The following is a 15742-nucleotide window of genomic DNA, read 5'->3' as shown; positions in this document are numbered from 1 at the left end:
AGAGCACGTCTACTAAAAAAGCGTTTTATTAAGCGCCACTTCACGAGCAATGTTACGATTAATGGTATTGTCGCTTACCAATCTTGTCAGATGCTGATCAAGTGTAAACATTCCCTGCGCTTGACCAGTCTGAATAGCTGAATACATTTGAGCAACTTTATCTTCACGAATTAAATTGCGGATAGCGGCATTGCAAATCATAATTTCCAATGCCGCCACACGCCCTCCTCCTGTTTTCTTTAATAATGTTTGGGCTACCACGGCTTGCAATGATTCAGATAGCATGGAGCGTATCATCGCCTTTTCATCGCCTGGAAATACATCAACGATACGATTTATTGTTTTGGTCGCAGAATTAGTATGCAACGTACCAAATACTAAATGTCCAGTTTCGGCAGCCGTCATTGCAAGACGTATGGTTTCCAAGTCACGCAGCTCTCCTACAAGAATCACATCAGGATCTTCGCGTAATGCGGAACGTAAAGCCGCATTAAAACTGTAAGTATCGCGGTGGACTTCCCGTTGATTCACTAAGCATTTATTGCTTTGGTGTATAAATTCTATGGGATCTTCCACTGTCAAAATATGATCATAGCGGTTGCTATTAATGTAATTGATCATAGCGGCTAATGTCGTACTTTTTCCAGAACCAGTCGGGCCAGTGACCAACACCAATCCCTTGGGATAGGAAGCCATATCGGTAAATACTCCCGGCAAATTCAAGTCGTCCAATGTAAGAATTTTAGAAGGAATCGTTCGAAACACTGCGGCGGCACCACGTGATTGATTGAATGCATTTACCCTGAATCGAGCAAGGTTGGCAATTTCAAAGGAAAAATCAGTCTCCAGATGTTCTTCATATTCCTTACGTTGCTTGTCATTCATGATGTCATACACAATTTTAATGACGTCTTTATGTTCCAAAGCTGGAACATTAATTTTACGCAAATCACCATCCACCCGAATCATGGGGGGCATACCCGCAGACAGGTGTAAATCAGAAGAATTATTTTTTACTGAAAACCCTAATAATTCTGTAATATCCATGCTTTAACTTCCTACTAAACGAATTGTCTCCTTTGAAGATTAGCCTAGGACAAGTCAATCAGCAACTGAAAGAATTTGCCGCAAATAAACGTTAAACCATGAAAAGCATTGCCTTAAAGAAGCAAAAAATATATACTTAGTGATTTAATTTAATACATTTAGCTGGGCGATTGACGCTAAAATGGCATCAACATTATTAACTAACTTATTAAGGGAAATAAGTTCAAAATACTCGCAATAATGTTAAAAATATGCTTTATTGCTAATTTGGTGTTTGTGTAAGGATAGCATACAGAACTAAAGGGAAGCGTAAAACAAATTTATAATCTATATTATTGAGGAAAACAGAATGCTCCCTAATGCTGTTATCACAGAAGCTGCCCCGCAGCTTCAACTCTCGGACGAGCGCAAACAAAATGTTATGTGGATGCTGAGTCTTTATGGCACTGCAATTGGCGCAGGCACACTATTTCTTCCCATTGATGCAGGCCTAAACGGTCTTGTTCCTTTAATAGTCATGGCAATATTGGCTTTTCCAATGACCTATTATTCTCATCGAGCCTTATGCCGATTTGTGCTCTCTGGCTCCTCGGCCAAAAATGACATCACGGACGTAGTTGACCAGCATTTTGGCGCACGTGCCGGTCGATTCATTACCTTGCTCTACTTTTTCTCCATTTATCCTATTTTACTGATGTACAGTGTAGCTATCACCAACACCACACAAAGCTTTATTGCCAACCAGATGCATATGAATGCTCCACCTCGAGCAATGCTTGCTTTCATCCTCATTACAAGCTTAATGGCCATCATTCGATTTGGCCAACAGATGATTATAAAAGCGATGAGCGTTTTAGTTTACCCATTCATTAGCATTTTATTATTACTTTCAATGTACTTAATTCCTCACTGGAACGACGCCATTCTGCAATACAATAACGGATTTTCCACCACTGGTTCGCATAGTCTGTTAAGAACTCTTTGGCTGATTATACCAGTCATGGTATTTTCATTTAATCACTCACCTATTATTTCCTCCTTTGCAGTCAATCAGAAACAACGATTCGGCGAACAAGCCGAAGAGAAAAGCCGAGGTATTTTAAAATACACGCACCTAATTATGATCAGCACCGTTATGTTTTTTGTATTCAGCTGTGTCTTTAGTCTCTCCCCCCAGGATTTAGCTCAGGCGAAACAGCAAAATATCTCCATTCTGTCCTATCTTGCTAACCATTTCCAAACCCCTCTCATTGCTTATATGGCACCTTTTATTGCTTTTATTGCGATTGCAAAATCTTTTCTCGGCCACTATCTGGGAGCAAGTGAAGGGTTGCAAGGTTTACTCCTCAAAACCATAAATCGTCATAATAACGCCATCACGTCTAAAACACTGAAGTATCTCATCGACTTATTTATCATTCTTAGTTGCTGGATAATTGCTACTATAAATCCCAATATTTTGACCATGATTGAAACCCTTGGTGGACCAATTATTGCTATTATTTTATTTTTAATGCCAATGTACGCCATAGCAAAAGTACCAGCCATGAAAAAATATCGGCAACCTCTATCGAACGGATTTGTCACCTTAATGGGGATTATTGCTATCTCAGCCATCCTCTTTGGCATGTGGGAAACGATGATAGGCGGTTAACAACATGACGATTGCTGAACGCATACTTCATGTGACTCACCAAATTCACCAGGCGGAGGCAGAATGCGCCCGCCCGCCTGGCACAGTCAAGTTACTTGCCGTAAGCAAAGGACAACCAACTGACGCAATCGAACAAGCCTTTATAGCAGGTGTGCGGGATTTTGGTGAAAATTATTTACAAGAAGCACAAGTTAAAATCAATAGACTTGAAAAACTTCCAATAACATGGCATTTTATTGGCCCAATTCAAAGCAATAAATGTCAAAACATTGCTCGTCATTTCAGTTGGGTTCACAGCATTTCCCGTCTATCTATTGCGCAACAGCTAAATGATGCACGCCCAGACACTCTGCCTGCATTAAATGCTTGTATTCAAATCAACATGGATGATGAAAAAAAAGCCGGTATTTCTTCTGAACAAGCGACAGAACTGGCATCCGCTATTTTATTATTGCCTCGTTTGCATTTACGTGGCTTAATGCTCATTCCTAAACGAAGTGATGATGAGCAGCAACTCTATTTAATGTTTCAGAAATTAACTACTTTGCTGCATTCATTAAATGAACAGCTGCCTATAAACATGGATACTTTATCCATGGGTATGAGTCAGGATTTTCAAATCGCGATACGCGCTGGAAGTACGATGGTGCGTATTGGACAAACTATCTTTGGTGAGCGTCAATGAATATAGGATTTATCGGTTTTGGTAATATGGCAAAAGCCATTGCCCATGGTTTATTAAAAAATAAAGACAATCAGCTTCGAGCTGCAGCACCCTCATTGACGATTGGGATCGATGAACATGGTATTCATACTCATTATGATAATTTAGCCATCATTCCAAGCGTCGATCTTCTTATATTGGCGGTCAAACCTCTGCAAATGCCTGCCGTATTCGCCCAGATCAAACATGCAATTCCGGCAAATTGCTTAATGATTTCGATTGCTGCCGGCATCAGTCTGCCTTGGTTTGCAAGCCAAACTAATAAACCTATCGCGATTGTGCGAGCCATGCCCAATATAGCTGCTGCTGTAGGTAAAGCAGCAACCCCTATGATTGCCAATGAATTTGTTAACAATAAACAAGCAGAATTGGCGGAAACCATTTTTTCCAGCATTGGCGTATCAACATGGGTCACTAATGAACAACAAATCGACTCATTTACTGCCCTATCCGGCAGTGGTCCGGCTTATATCTTTTTATTCATGGAAGCAATGATTAAAGCCGCTGTTTCGCTAGGTCTTGATGAAGGTATCGCGAAAATTTTTACGTTACAAACCTTTGAAGGTGCGCTAAGCTTGGCAACTGAAAATCAAATGAATCTTGCAACATTAAGGCAGCAGGTAACTTCTCCGGGTGGTACAACCGCTGCAGCAGTTGATGTGTTTACCAAGCAAGGATTAGATAAGCTGGTTCTTTCAGCGATGAATGCCGCTTTTGAAAGAGCCTGTCAATTGAAAACGATTAATCATGTTTAAGAGGATAATATGACCGGATTAGCGAATGTAGGACATTTCCTGTTCTCTCTGTTTTTCAGTCTATTAACCTTCTTTTTATGGGCTCGCATCGCCTTACGATACCTTCGTGTCAGTGCCCTGCATCCGGTAAGCCAAGCCATTTTTGCCCTCACCAACCCAATTATCACCCCGCTTGAACGTCTTTTTCCTCAAAAACGCCTGCCACCACGATATGACTGGGCTGCTTTTACGGTTCTGATTATCATAGAACTGATGAAATTTGTTCTGATGGGATTACTTTTTTTAGGAATTATGATGCCAGTAATTTATATATTGGCATTTACGTTGGCCGACTTGATCATACAACCATGCAACCTGCTTTTTTATGCTATTATTATTCGAGTCATCATGAGCTGGATTAATCCAGGATGGCATCATCCTGTTGCCGATATTTTATATCTTCTTACAGAACCTTTGTTTCGGCTCGGTCGTCGTATCATACCTGATATTTCCGGTTTTGATTTTTCTCCTTTTATTATGATGATTATTCTAAAAATAATTACCTTATTCATTAGTGGCCTATTACCGCTTCGCTTAATTTAATGAATGTCTGCTCATAGGCGACAGCAAATTCAGGTAAGCAGGTCTATAATTTAGGATAATGGCATAAGGGTGGAAGCAAAAATGAGATCAAAATTACTTTTATTGCTTGGCATTTCATTTCCATTAGCCTCAATGGCTGAACAACAACAATCCGTCTATTGCCCTCAAAATCATGGTTATATTAATGTTGGTATGACGGCGGCTCAGGTCGTTTCTGCATGTGGCCAACCTCTCAGTAAACGCTCAGGCGGCCGAAGTGTATCGCAACGAATACCCGTAAAACAACTGCTTTATACGAATCTTAATACGGGCAGCGTCTATCCCACCTTAAATCCAATCTTTGATCAATGGTCACTTCCCAGTGGCTCAACAGGAATCAGTCTTGAAGTGGACATCATTAATCAAAAAGTAAGCAGCGTTAGAATTAATGGCTCTAACACCAATGCAATGAATCTTTGCGGTGGCACCAGCATTCAAATTGGCGCCGATGAAAACAGTGTTTATTCAGCCTGCGGAAATCCAGCCATGGTTAATAACACTTACATTAATCAACCTGTCCCAGCAAGTGCAAACCCGGAAGTCTGGGTATATCAAGCTGATCAGTATCAGCAACCCATGAGCTTGACTTTTGTTAACGGCACACTACAATCCATCAATTAAGTTTGCTGCACTGTTTTTTTAATTTTATCCTTTGAAAAAGTGTATTTTTGCGTCAGTTGCTTTTAACTTCCTCTTTAGGGGGTTGGGAGGGATTTTCTGAGCAACAACAAAAACAGGAGCGTACTGGAAAAAATCTTATCAAAACTCAGCTACTAATATTGGAAATAACTCATGAGTGATACCATTGAAGATTTAACAATGTCTTACAGTGAAAACGGCGTTCAAACTGTTAAAGAATTAAACAAGTATATCCTCTCTAAAGGCGCCTGGACGACCATACTTTTCCAATACCAGGATTGGGATCATAAAAATCAGGACTATGGGCCAGTAAAATACTCCATTCGACGTTATCAAAAACGCAATAACCAATATTGGCAAAAATCAAAATTTAATATTTCCAGTGAAGAGCAAGCACGCAAAATCATCCAGGTCTTATCTCAATGGTTAGATGAAGAGGCTAAAAAAGCGTAGATTGTCCTGTTAACCAGGCCCATGCTCTGCCTAACATCTCATGCCATGCAATATTTAGATAAACCAGATTATTCGGATTAGGTAAGTAAGTCTTTTGCCAACGCTCATCGTACCAATAATAAGTAAAGTCTGTGGGTGCCGCGATAGATTTCAATCCCTGAGTACGGCACAAGGCCATGGCTCGTGGCATATGAATGGCTGAAGTCACTAAATAAAATGGGCTGTTGTTGACCCACAGTTTAATTGCCCTAGCCTGTTCTTCTGTATTCATCGAACCAGACTCTAAAATCACATCCTCCTGCGGAATGGCAAACCAGCTCGTCAAAGCCGCCAATCGTAAAGCTTCCGCTGTTTTACCACCATATTCCCCGCCAGACAATAATAGTTTCGCTCCAGGCAATTGCCGATAAAGACGCACCGCCTCCATCAAGCGGCGAATGCTTGCAGAATAAAGCAAGTTATGATCTTGAGAAGTTTTGTATTGTGCTTGGCCACCACCTAGAACCACAATCCAACGAATTGCGGGATTCGCTTTCGTGACGACTGGATATTGGCTTTCCAATTGATGGGTGAGAAACCGCGGTAACCACCCAGTACTGGCGATAAAGAAACCAGCCATGACCACTGTCAAACCAATACGTACAAAACGGCAGTCACCTTTCCTAAAAAGCAAGCCTACAAAAACGAGCAATGAGAGAAAAATAACAAAAAATGGATTAAACAATGCTTCAATAAAATGTCGAATAAACATTATTTTACCCGACGCATCAAATACAGCCCCAACATCATAAAAAGAAATGTCGGACCAAACGCTGCAATTTCTACTGGCCATTGAAATACCTGGCTTACAGGACCAAAAATTCGATTAATCATATGGAAACCAAAACCTGCCGTTGCCCCTGCTAGTAATTTTGAACCCATAGTAGAAGAACGTAGTGGACCGAAAATAAAAGGAATGGCTAAAACCATCATGACCATCGTTGTTAATGGCTGGAGCAACCGCTGCCAATAGGCTAACTGATAATTCAGTGCTGTTTGATGATTCATTTTCTGTATACGTAAATACTGCCGCAGCTCCCATAATGTCATTTCATCGGGCTCATTGCTGCCAACTCGTAAAATGTTAGGTCTAAGTGACACATCCCAAAGCATTTTATCATGCTGCTTTGTCTGGATTTGCCTCCCTTCAATCATTGATTCTGAAACACCAGACGCATACCATGTGCCATGATTAAAATTTAACTGCTCTATTTTACGAGCGAGACGTAAATGATGTGTTTCATCAAAATGAAATTGGTACACTTGTCGCAAAACAAAGTTGGGTAATACTTCGCCAATCGTAATAAAATCGTTCTGATTACGTAGCCACATTCCTTTTGCCGTACGTAAAGCCTGTCCATCGCTCATTGCTTGCAATTTCTTATCATTGGCAAGAGACGCTAAACGAGGGATGATCGTTTCACCCGTTATGGTCACAATAACAATAATCACTAAGGATGCTTTTAGTACGGCCGCCGTTACCTGCCCGATAGACATGCCAGCCGCTCGCATCACTACAAGCTCACGGTGATTTGCCATAATACCAAGGCCAATTAAACTGCCAAGTAAGCTTGCCATCGGGAAAAATAAATACACCTGATAGGGCATTTGCAGAAGCACAAAAAATGCCGCCTGAATAATGTCATAATGCGCTTTTCCAAGATCATCCAGCTGATTTACAAACAAAATAAATAGTTGCAAACCAGCCAGCATGAGTGTTACCAAGAAAATCGCAGACAGCACAGTTTTGGCAATGTAGCGGTCTAATAATTTCAGTTTCATGAGAATTTGACCCGATTTCGCCAGATAAGCAGTCCTCCCATCAATGCTACGGTTAGATGTAACCACCACATACCCAACCAGATAGGGATTTTACCAGCCATCAGCCAATCCCGGGCAATGAACATAAAATTGGCATAAATGATATAAAGAACAATGGCCGGCAATAATTTAGCATATTTCCCAGCACGAGGATTCACTCGACTGAGCGGCACTGCAACCAAAGTCAAGGTTAACACCATAATAGGCACGGACAAACGCCACTGTAATTCGGCAGCCTTGCGTAAATCAGGATTCTTCCATGGCCAGAGACTTGCTGTTTTAGCCGTACGAACGTCCTCCTTTATAGCTACTACTGGATGAGGCAGTCGTGCCTGATAACGCTCAAATTCAGCAACCTGATAATCTGCCTGCCCAGGAACGCCTTGATAGGCTTTACCATCCTGGAAAATGATATAATCTTCTGATGTTTTTTCATCCATTTCCGCAAACGCTTTATCTGCCCATAAAATATCCCATTGCTGCTTGCCTTCTTTCTCAGTAAGCTGAGCCATAAAAACATTCTGCGCAACCGTATGTGAGGCATTCATTTTCTCGACATAAAATACTCGTTCTCCATGTTGGATTTCGCGAAATCGCCCAGGGACAATCGTTTGTATCAACGTTTGTACGCCAGAAGTACGGAGTACTTTTGCCCGCTCAACCGCAATAACTGGACTAGCCCATACCATAATAACCAGAACAATAAGCGTCACGACGGACGCCATAATCATGCTGTGTTTCAACAATTGCTGTGGTCCGTAACCACAAGCTTGCAATACCGTCATTTCACTTTCAGCATATAAACGACCATAAGCAATTAAAATAGCCACGTAGAAGCCAAGAGGAAGCAATAGGCCCATCAGGTTAGGAAGTTCCAGCATCATGAGCTTCATGATAAACATGGCTGGAATTTGCCCACTAGCTGCACGGCTCAAATAACGCATGAACTGATTGCTCATGAAAATCAATAATAAAATAGTAGTCAGCGATGCTAAGGTGATAAATACTTCTTTGGCCAGATAACGAAAAATGAGCACGCGGTTTTTTGCCTCTTAACAAGAGTGGACTAATCTTCGCCATTATATACCCATCACCGATGAAAATGCGATTTTTATGCCCTAACACTTTTTACTAAGAGAAGCAAATTATAGTAAACTCAATACCTTTTAAGAACACAGTTTTTCTCTCTTATCTGTTTATAAGGAATAACATGAATTATCAATTAACCAAGCGCTTTTCATTCGAAACCTGTGAATGCCTGGTCATTGGTATCTTTGGCGACAGCAGCTTACCTGATTTCACTAACCATTTTGACAAAACGTATCAGGACATTTTACAGCGGCTTGCCAGCAGGTTAATGGAAAACGGTGATACAGCATGGCAAACCGATATGAACGGCCACAGCTTATTACTCATTCACTGCGGTCATAAAGAACAATTTTCAACAGACATTCTAGATAAGCGTATCCGGGATATTATTAGCATTTTAATCAACCAACCATTTTCTCAAGCAACCATCTATATGCCACCACTTAAAAAACAGTCACCTGACTGGCAAATGCAGCAAATGCTGTTGAAAACGGATGCGCAATGCTATCAATTACTTGATTTTAAAAGCAAAAATAAAAAACCTCGTCGCCTTGAAACACTTAGTTTTTTTCTTCCAGAAGCAAGCGAAAATGCGATTCATGAGGCTCGAGCAATTGCGGAAGGAATACGCCTTTCTCGTACGCTTGCCAACTATCCTGCCAATATCTGCACGCCTACTTACCTTGGTGAGCAAGCCATAGAACTTGCCAAACAATATGAAACGCTGCATACAAAAATTATTGAAAAAAATGAAATGCATCAACTGGGAATGGGGGCATTGTTAGCCGTAGCGCAAGGCAGCAAAGAACCACCTAAATTAATTGAGATGCATTATCTGGGGGCCGGTGACACATCGCCGGTTGTCCTTATTGGGAAAGGAATTACCTTTGATTCTGGCGGCTTAACCTTAAAACCTGGTGAAGCGATGACCGAAATGAAATATGATATGGCTGGTGCTGCCAGTGTATTTGGAACCCTCAAAGCCTGTGCCTTGTTAAACCTGCCAATTAATGTTATAGGACTCGTTGCAAGTGCAGAAAACATGCCTAGCGGAACAGCCGTTAAACCAGGAGACATTATCACAAGCCTTTCACAACAAACCATTGAAATCATAAATACGGATGCTGAAGGTCGCCTCGTATTAGCCGATGCATTAACCTATGCCGAACGTTTCAAGCCTGATCTTGTCATTGATATAGCCACCTTGACTGGGGCCATGTTGATTGCTTTGGGGAATGTGTACACCGGCTTTATGACTAAAGATGATAAGCTGGCACAACTGATTGAAACCGCTGCTGACAACAGTCGGGATAAAGCTTGGCGCCTCCCCTTGGATGACGATTATCAGGAAGCCATTGATAGTCCCATCGCCGATATGGTAAATGCTTCTTTTGACCGCACAGCCGGCAGCATCACAGCGGCTTGTTTTCTTTCTCGATTCGCTGAAAAATATCGCTGGGCGCATTTAGATATTGCAGGCACCGCCTGGATTTCTGGCAAAAAACGTAACGCCACCGGCCGGCCTGTGCCATTACTAGTAGAATTATTACGCCATGTCGCCAATTCGCATTGATTTTTATTTATTAAATAACAAGCAACCTTATGCAAACTGGATGCTTGCCTGCCGTTTGTTGGAAAAAGCATATCTTCGTGGCCATCGAGTATTTGTTTTTTGTGAAAATCGGCAAGATGCTGAACGGCTTGATGAGCTTTTGTGGACGTTTAAAGACGATAGCTTCATTCCCCATAACCTCCAAGGAGAAGGTCCAGAACCCCCGCCATCCATACAAATTGGCTATGAATTAACCTCAGAACCACGCGGATTCAATGATATCCTTCTCAATATGGCAACCATGATTCCTCCTTTTTTTGCACGATTTCGCCGCATTATAGAAATCGTGCCACCCGATGATGCGGCGAAAGAAATCAGTCGCAATCATTACCGAGCTTACCGTCACCAACAATGCGACATACATACTCATCCTATTAATTAAAAATTGACCAACTTAAGATTTATTCATTGCCTAGGTTTTTAAATACTGATACATTACATTTCCATATGACTCAAATAAAGACATCTAGAATTAAAAAGGAACATCATATGTTAAATCAACCACATCCTAATACCAACGATCTAATCGCCACAGGATTGAGAATGCTGACCGACGATGTAACCTTATTTGACGCACAAGCCACCTTAAAATTTATTCAAGCGTGGGTAAAATTAGGTAACTCCTGGGAAGATCTTAATATTCCCATCGTCGATGAACGACAAAGAATCGTTGGGAATATTCAGCAACGTATCATGCAAGCTATCATCAGCAATGCACCTTCTTTTAATCATGATCAGATCGTTTCTTTCATGCAGACGTGGGCTTCTATAGGAAAAACCTGGGACGATTTAAACATTCCACTCACGGATATCCATCAACACGTCGTAGGAAATCTACAATCACTCTTGATGCAGGCAATGATTTGTAATATCCCCCATTTCACGAGAGAAAATACCATTAATTTTATTTGGGCTTGGGTAAAACTGAAAAGAACATGGGATGAACTTGATGTCTCAATTGTCGATGAGCACCAGAGAATCATAGGAAACTTCCAACGCCATCTGCTGAATGCGATTGCCGTCCATCTTCCATCTATGAATGCACATGAGACAGCAAGCTTATTTTGGGGACTGGCAAAATTGGATCGTTCATGGGATGACTTTGCAATGCCATTATTGGATAGTCAGCATAAGATTAGAGGGAGTTTTCAAGCTCTGCTCATCAATGCTTTAATTCGCAACCTCTTATCGTTCACGACCAATGATTTGACTGTCTTCCTTTGGGCTTGGGGAAACCTTGGGAAAAATTGGGAAGCTTTGAATATTCCTGTTATGGATGGCGATCAAAGAATCGTAGGAAACTTACAACAATACCTTCTCAAGATGATACTCATAAACTTACCACTTTTTAACGCTCATGAAACCATCAATTTCTTGCGCTTTTGGAGTAACATGGGTAACACTTGGGCTACTCTTAATATTCCGATCACTAATAGTCAGCAACGTACCGTAGATACCTTCCAAAACCGTGTAATGCGGGCTCTAATACGGAACTTAGGCGAATTTGACTTGGAAAATACGATCGATTTTCTGATGGTCTGGCATCAAGTAGGAAGAACATGGAATGATCTCCATATCCCCTTACGTAATACTCAACATAGAGTCATCGGTAACGTCCAAAATGCTTTGGCAACCATTCTGCAAAAAGCTGAAGGAACGGAACAATTTGAACGATATCTTTCTGTTTTATTCAATAAAATGGCGATTAAGGCAACCATGGATGTGGATGGAAAATATCGTGCAGAAAATCAGAAATTAATGAGTGCACTGGAACAATCTCACTCACCTAGCGAGGCTGTTTTGCTGTTATATGCTTTTTGTAGCAATGGCTTGGTTTTAAACCAATACTCCATCTCCAAGATAATTAACCTCTTAGGAGAACGCTTCGGATTATACCAGCTAAGCCAGCACTTTTATCAAACCGCCTTGAATCACCATTGTGCAAACGACTACGTCCGGTCCGCGTTTATGGAGCTTTGTTTATATCGAGGCGACAACCAAATGGCCATAATGACCTATCGGCAAGCACAGCAAGATCAGATTCACTCTCCCTATATGGATAAATTATATAAGCATTGCCAGTTTAGCATGATGGAGTATGCAACCCATAGGCAGCATACTCTATTTGGACACCAAACAATCCCTGCTGCTTCTATCGTTTCTGATGCGGAAAGGCCGACGCCGACGCCCCAACATCCACTCATGCGTTCTATGTAGATATGAATTCTGAATAAGAATTCATATCTACATGGCGCTCAGGTCAACCATAGCGATGAAACAAATAATGGGCAACAGCACGCATCGCCATAGCTTCCCCACCTTCCGGCTTACCAGGTTTGCTGGTAACATTCCACGCCATGATGTCAAAATGTGCCCAAGGAATTTGTCCATCAATAAAACGTTGTAAAAACAACGCGGCAGTAATTGCACCAGCATAAGGAGAAGCACTGCCATTCGCTAAATCAGCAATGGCAGAATCAAGCATATTCGCATACCCCGGAAATAGTGGCATACGCCAGACAGGGTCATCCACTTCATTCGCAGTGGTTATGATGGCTTGTGCCAATGCATCATTATTGGTAAACATCGCGGCCATTTCAGTACCAACTGCAACACGAGCAGCACCCGTTAAGGTTGCAAAATTGAATAATACCTCCGGCTTGTCTTCACAAGCTTTTACTAAAGCATCGGCCAATACTAGCCGTCCTTCCGCATCGGTATTATCTACTTCGACGGTAAGTCCATTTCGCATGGTCAGTACATCACCTGGCCGATAAGAATGAGTACCGATGGAATTTTCAACGGCAGGGATAAGCACTTGCAGGCGAATGGGCAACTTATAAGCCATGAGCCATTGTGCCAAACCAATCACGTGTGCTGCGCCACCCATGTCTTTTTTCATTAAACGCATGGCAACCGGTGGTTTAATATCCAGTCCTCCTGTGTCAAAACAAACGCCCTTGCCGACCAATGTCACCCGCGGGTGGCTTTCATTGCCCCAGCATAATGATAATAGCCGTGGTGCTGCAGCAGCTGCGCGTCCTACTGTATATATGGCAGGAAAATTATTCGCAAGTAACTCGTCGCCAACCCATTGCTGAAATTCCGCACCATGTTCATGCGCTAAATTGGAAAACACTTCTGCCAATTGTTCAGGTCCTAAATCATTCGTCGGTCGATTGATTAAATCACGTACTAAAAACACAGCAGAAGCTTCAGCTAAGACAGAAGAAAGACTATCTTTTTCTACCAATAAAACGCTTGGCGATGCCTTCGCTGTCTTATATTGGTCAAATTGGTATTGTGCCAAAGACCAAGCCAGTTGCGCCGTTTTGGATAAAGGTTGTTTGATGTGGTAATTTCCAACTGGCAGTTGGGTCGCGCCGTGGGCAATCGCTTTAGCTTGAGAATCATCACCCATGCCCATATAGGCTTTTACTGCCATGCCATCCACATTCGAGATCATAGCGACGTCGCCAAGGCCACCTTTAAATTGCTGTGTAGTTAAGCAATTTTGCTCAAACTCAGATAAATCATCTAAATGTTGGGCATAGTCTACTTTAGACATTAAGACGATTGGCAAACTGTTTTCGGCATCAGTACTATAAAACATTTCTGCTTGCATGCTTACTCCTTTATCTGGCCACGAAACTGCGCAGGCCGCACCCCACAAAAACCCAAACATAGTAAATAAATGAATACAGCTACCAATACATGGGCCAACAATAGGCTTATGCGAGCAAGCAGTGGCTTAGCCATCCAAAATGACACATCGCCAGCCGCCCACAAAAGATAAACACTGATGGCTATATTGGCGCTTAACAATTGCAGAAGAAAACGCTTCCAACCGGGAGATGGTTGATAAATTTCTTTACGTAATAATAAGATCAACAGTATGCCGCAATTTACATATCCGGCAATGGTTGAGGCCAAGGTTAATCCTGCATGTGCCAATGGTCCAATCAATAACGCACACAATAATGTATTAACCACCATAGCCAACGCTCCCACTTTGACCGGTGTTTTGATATTTTGTTGTGCATAAAAACCAGAAGCCAAGACTTTAACCATCATAAAGACCGGCACACCCAGTGCCAACGTAAACAAACTTTTTTGAGTTTCCAAAACATCCATCACAGAAAATTCGCCATAAGCAAAACAACTAGCAATTAACGGCATGGCAAACAAAGCCAGACCTAAACCAGAAGGAATGCCTATCAAAAGTAATAAACGTAACCCCCAATCCAGTGCCTGTGAAAACTGAGATACACTCTGCTCTGCATGACGACGTGATAAATGCGGTAAAATAACCGTAGCGATAGCAACACCAAACACACCAAGAGGAAAATCCGTTAAACGGTCAGTAAAAAATAACCAGGAAACACTACCTACCTTTAGAAATGAAGCGAAAATGGTATCCACTAATAAATTGATTTGTGCAATAGAAACACCGAATAAAGCCGGAACCATCAACTTCAAAACTCTTCTTACCCCGGAATCGTTCATGATTAGACTGGGTTTGACCAATAAACGGCGATGATATAAGAAAGGCAATTGAAATATTAATTGCACGATGCCTGCTATTAATACTCCCCAGGCCAATGCAATCACCGGTTGGGAAAAATGCGGGCTTAACCAAACGGCTGCAACAATCATACAAATATTAAGCAACACGGGTGTAAAAGCAGGTACCCCGAAATAGCCATAAGTGTTTAATATCGCGCCTGCCATGGCCGTTAATGAAACCAACATGAGGTAAGGAAATGTCAATCTTAACATTTCTGCAGCTAACAACGAGCGTGCAGAATCTTCACCAAAACCGGGAGCAAACAAAAAAACAATATAAGGAGAAGCGATGACGCCAATTAATGTCACCAGGGAAAGTACGGCGCTCAGGCTACCAGCAATGCGCGCAAGAAAAATACGAACATCATCCACACTTCTTGTTTTTTGATATTCAGCAAGTACTGGTACAAAGGCTTGGGAAAAAGCACCTTCTGCAAATAAGCGGCGCATAAAATTTGGGATTTTAAAAGCAACAAAAAAAGCATCCATCCCTGCTTGAGCACCAAATAAATTCGCAAGGATCATATCTCGAGCGAACCCCATCATCCGCGATAAGAAAGTTAATGCTGACACGAGGGAAGTGGAACGTAATAAACTTTGTCGTTTTGGTAACATGGTTTCTGTCGCAGACATAACGGAAATTACTGAAGTAAATTGGCTTATGATATACCCAAACGGGTCAACTTACACGAATTAACGTTACACAACCTATCATGCCATTA

15 protein-coding genes are annotated in these 15742 nt (G+C 41.7%); 9 read left to right on the top strand and 6 right to left on the bottom strand.

Translation table 11 applies throughout. From position 1 onward, the window contains the following. Positions 1-12: 12 nt before the first annotated feature. Positions 13-1047, bottom strand: coding sequence for a type IV pilus twitching motility protein PilT (locus E1O52_RS00390; RefSeq protein WP_133126774.1), 1035 nt, complete (start codon positions 1045-1047; stop codon positions 13-15). A gap of 349 nt (positions 1048-1396) precedes the next feature. On the opposite strand from E1O52_RS00390, the gene E1O52_RS00385 reads away from it, so the two are divergent. The 6 genes from E1O52_RS00385 (at position 1397) to E1O52_RS00360 (ending at position 5893) form a co-directional block, all read left to right on the top strand. Further along, the gene (locus E1O52_RS00385) at positions 1397-2701 is read left to right on the top strand and encodes a serine/threonine transporter (RefSeq protein ID WP_133126773.1); all 1305 of its coding nucleotides are present in this window, start codon (positions 1397-1399) and stop codon (positions 2699-2701) included. Between the two features lie 4 nt (positions 2702-2705). Next, positions 2706-3386: a YggS family pyridoxal phosphate-dependent enzyme gene (locus E1O52_RS00380; RefSeq protein ID WP_133126772.1), complete on the top strand. Its 681-nt coding sequence runs from the start codon at positions 2706-2708 to the stop codon at positions 3384-3386. After that, complete coding sequence (gene proC / locus E1O52_RS00375) at positions 3383-4180, top strand: pyrroline-5-carboxylate reductase (protein ID WP_133126771.1); 798 nt, start codon at positions 3383-3385, stop codon at positions 4178-4180. The genes E1O52_RS00380 and proC overlap by 4 nt, the downstream gene beginning before the upstream one ends. Positions 4181-4189: 9 nt before the next feature. Then, entirely contained in the window at positions 4190-4762 is a 573-nt protein-coding gene (locus E1O52_RS00370; protein ID WP_133126770.1) for a YggT family protein, read from the top strand. A gap of 81 nt (positions 4763-4843) precedes the next feature. Then, positions 4844-5422 carry a DUF2845 domain-containing protein gene (locus E1O52_RS00365; protein ID WP_133126769.1) on the top strand — a complete coding sequence of 193 codons (579 nt, stop codon included), beginning with the start codon at positions 4844-4846 and terminating at the stop codon, positions 5420-5422. A gap of 171 nt (positions 5423-5593) precedes the next feature. Further along, complete coding sequence (locus E1O52_RS00360; protein ID WP_133126768.1) at positions 5594-5893, top strand: hypothetical protein; 300 nt, start codon at positions 5594-5596, stop codon at positions 5891-5893. On the opposite strand, the gene E1O52_RS00355 is transcribed toward E1O52_RS00360, so the two are convergent. The 3 genes from E1O52_RS00355 to lptF are packed head-to-tail and all read right to left on the bottom strand — an operon-like array spanning position 5880 to position 8790. Continuing rightward, positions 5880-6644 (bottom strand): YdcF family protein, encoded by a 765-nt coding sequence (locus E1O52_RS00355; protein ID WP_242602116.1) that lies wholly within the window; start codon positions 6642-6644, stop codon positions 5880-5882. The two genes, E1O52_RS00360 and E1O52_RS00355, sit on opposite strands and share 14 nt — an antisense overlap. Beyond that, positions 6644-7714, bottom strand: coding sequence for an LPS export ABC transporter permease LptG (lptG, locus tag E1O52_RS00350; protein ID WP_133126767.1), 1071 nt, complete (start codon positions 7712-7714; stop codon positions 6644-6646). The genes E1O52_RS00355 and lptG overlap by 1 nt, the downstream gene beginning before the upstream one ends. After that, positions 7711-8790, bottom strand: a complete 1080-nt coding sequence (gene lptF, locus E1O52_RS00345) for an LPS export ABC transporter permease LptF (protein WP_133126766.1) — start codon at positions 8788-8790, stop codon at positions 7711-7713. The genes lptG and lptF overlap by 4 nt, the downstream gene beginning before the upstream one ends. 173 nt (positions 8791-8963) lie before the next feature. On the opposite strand from lptF, the gene E1O52_RS00340 reads away from it, so the two are divergent. From E1O52_RS00340 to E1O52_RS00330, 3 genes are all read left to right on the top strand, one after another. Then, a complete protein-coding gene (locus E1O52_RS00340) occupies positions 8964-10415 on the top strand; it encodes a leucyl aminopeptidase (protein WP_133126765.1) in 1452 nt (483 codons plus the stop codon). Next, positions 10396-10836, top strand: a complete 441-nt coding sequence (locus E1O52_RS00335) for a DNA polymerase III subunit chi (RefSeq protein WP_133126764.1) — start codon at positions 10396-10398, stop codon at positions 10834-10836. The genes E1O52_RS00340 and E1O52_RS00335 overlap by 20 nt, the downstream gene beginning before the upstream one ends. A gap of 107 nt (positions 10837-10943) precedes the next feature. Beyond that, complete coding sequence (locus tag E1O52_RS00330; protein ID WP_133126763.1) at positions 10944-12671, top strand: hypothetical protein; 1728 nt, start codon at positions 10944-10946, stop codon at positions 12669-12671. A 43-nt stretch (positions 12672-12714) separates the two neighbouring features. On the opposite strand, the gene E1O52_RS00325 is transcribed toward E1O52_RS00330, so the two are convergent. Continuing rightward, the gene (locus E1O52_RS00325) at positions 12715-14079 is read right to left on the bottom strand and encodes a leucyl aminopeptidase family protein (RefSeq protein ID WP_133126762.1); all 1365 of its coding nucleotides are present in this window, start codon (positions 14077-14079) and stop codon (positions 12715-12717) included. Between the two features lie 2 nt (positions 14080-14081). Continuing rightward, entirely contained in the window at positions 14082-15653 is a 1572-nt protein-coding gene (gene murJ / locus E1O52_RS00320) for a murein biosynthesis integral membrane protein MurJ (protein ID WP_133126761.1), read from the bottom strand. Positions 15654-15742 lie beyond the last annotated feature (89 nt).

The organism is Legionella nagasakiensis, from assembly GCF_900639915.1.
Lineage (GTDB): Bacteria > Pseudomonadota > Gammaproteobacteria > Legionellales > Legionellaceae > Legionella_A > Legionella_A nagasakiensis.
This window is presented reverse-complemented; position numbering and strand designations above follow the sequence as displayed.

Bases quoted from the DNA above. Each gene is read 5' to 3' on its own strand.
- E1O52_RS00360 (WP_133126768.1), top strand. From the start codon at position 5,594: ATGAGTGATACCATTGAAGATTTAACAATGTCTTACAGTGAAAACGGC.
- murJ (WP_133126761.1), bottom strand. From the start codon at position 15,653: ATGTCTGCGACAGAAACCATGTTACCAAAACGACAAAGTTTATTACGT.
- E1O52_RS00380 (WP_133126772.1), top strand. From the start codon at position 2,706: ATGACGATTGCTGAACGCATACTTCATGTGACTCACCAAATTCACCAG.
- E1O52_RS00330 (WP_133126763.1), top strand. From the start codon at position 10,944: ATGTTAAATCAACCACATCCTAATACCAACGATCTAATCGCCACAGGA.
- E1O52_RS00365 (WP_133126769.1), top strand. From the start codon at position 4,844: ATGAGATCAAAATTACTTTTATTGCTTGGCATTTCATTTCCATTAGCC.
- E1O52_RS00335 (WP_133126764.1), top strand. From the start codon at position 10,396: ATGTCGCCAATTCGCATTGATTTTTATTTATTAAATAACAAGCAACCT.
- E1O52_RS00370 (WP_133126770.1), top strand. From the start codon at position 4,190: ATGACCGGATTAGCGAATGTAGGACATTTCCTGTTCTCTCTGTTTTTC.
- E1O52_RS00325 (WP_133126762.1), bottom strand. From the start codon at position 14,079: ATGCAAGCAGAAATGTTTTATAGTACTGATGCCGAAAACAGTTTGCCA.
- proC (WP_133126771.1), top strand. From the start codon at position 3,383: ATGAATATAGGATTTATCGGTTTTGGTAATATGGCAAAAGCCATTGCC.
- E1O52_RS00355 (WP_242602116.1), bottom strand. From the start codon at position 6,644: ATGTTTATTCGACATTTTATTGAAGCATTGTTTAATCCATTTTTTGTT.
- lptG (WP_133126767.1), bottom strand. From the start codon at position 7,714: ATGAAACTGAAATTATTAGACCGCTACATTGCCAAAACTGTGCTGTCT.
- E1O52_RS00340 (WP_133126765.1), top strand. From the start codon at position 8,964: ATGAATTATCAATTAACCAAGCGCTTTTCATTCGAAACCTGTGAATGC.
- E1O52_RS00385 (WP_133126773.1), top strand. From the start codon at position 1,397: ATGCTCCCTAATGCTGTTATCACAGAAGCTGCCCCGCAGCTTCAACTC.
- E1O52_RS00390 (WP_133126774.1), bottom strand. From the start codon at position 1,047: ATGGATATTACAGAATTATTAGGGTTTTCAGTAAAAAATAATTCTTCT.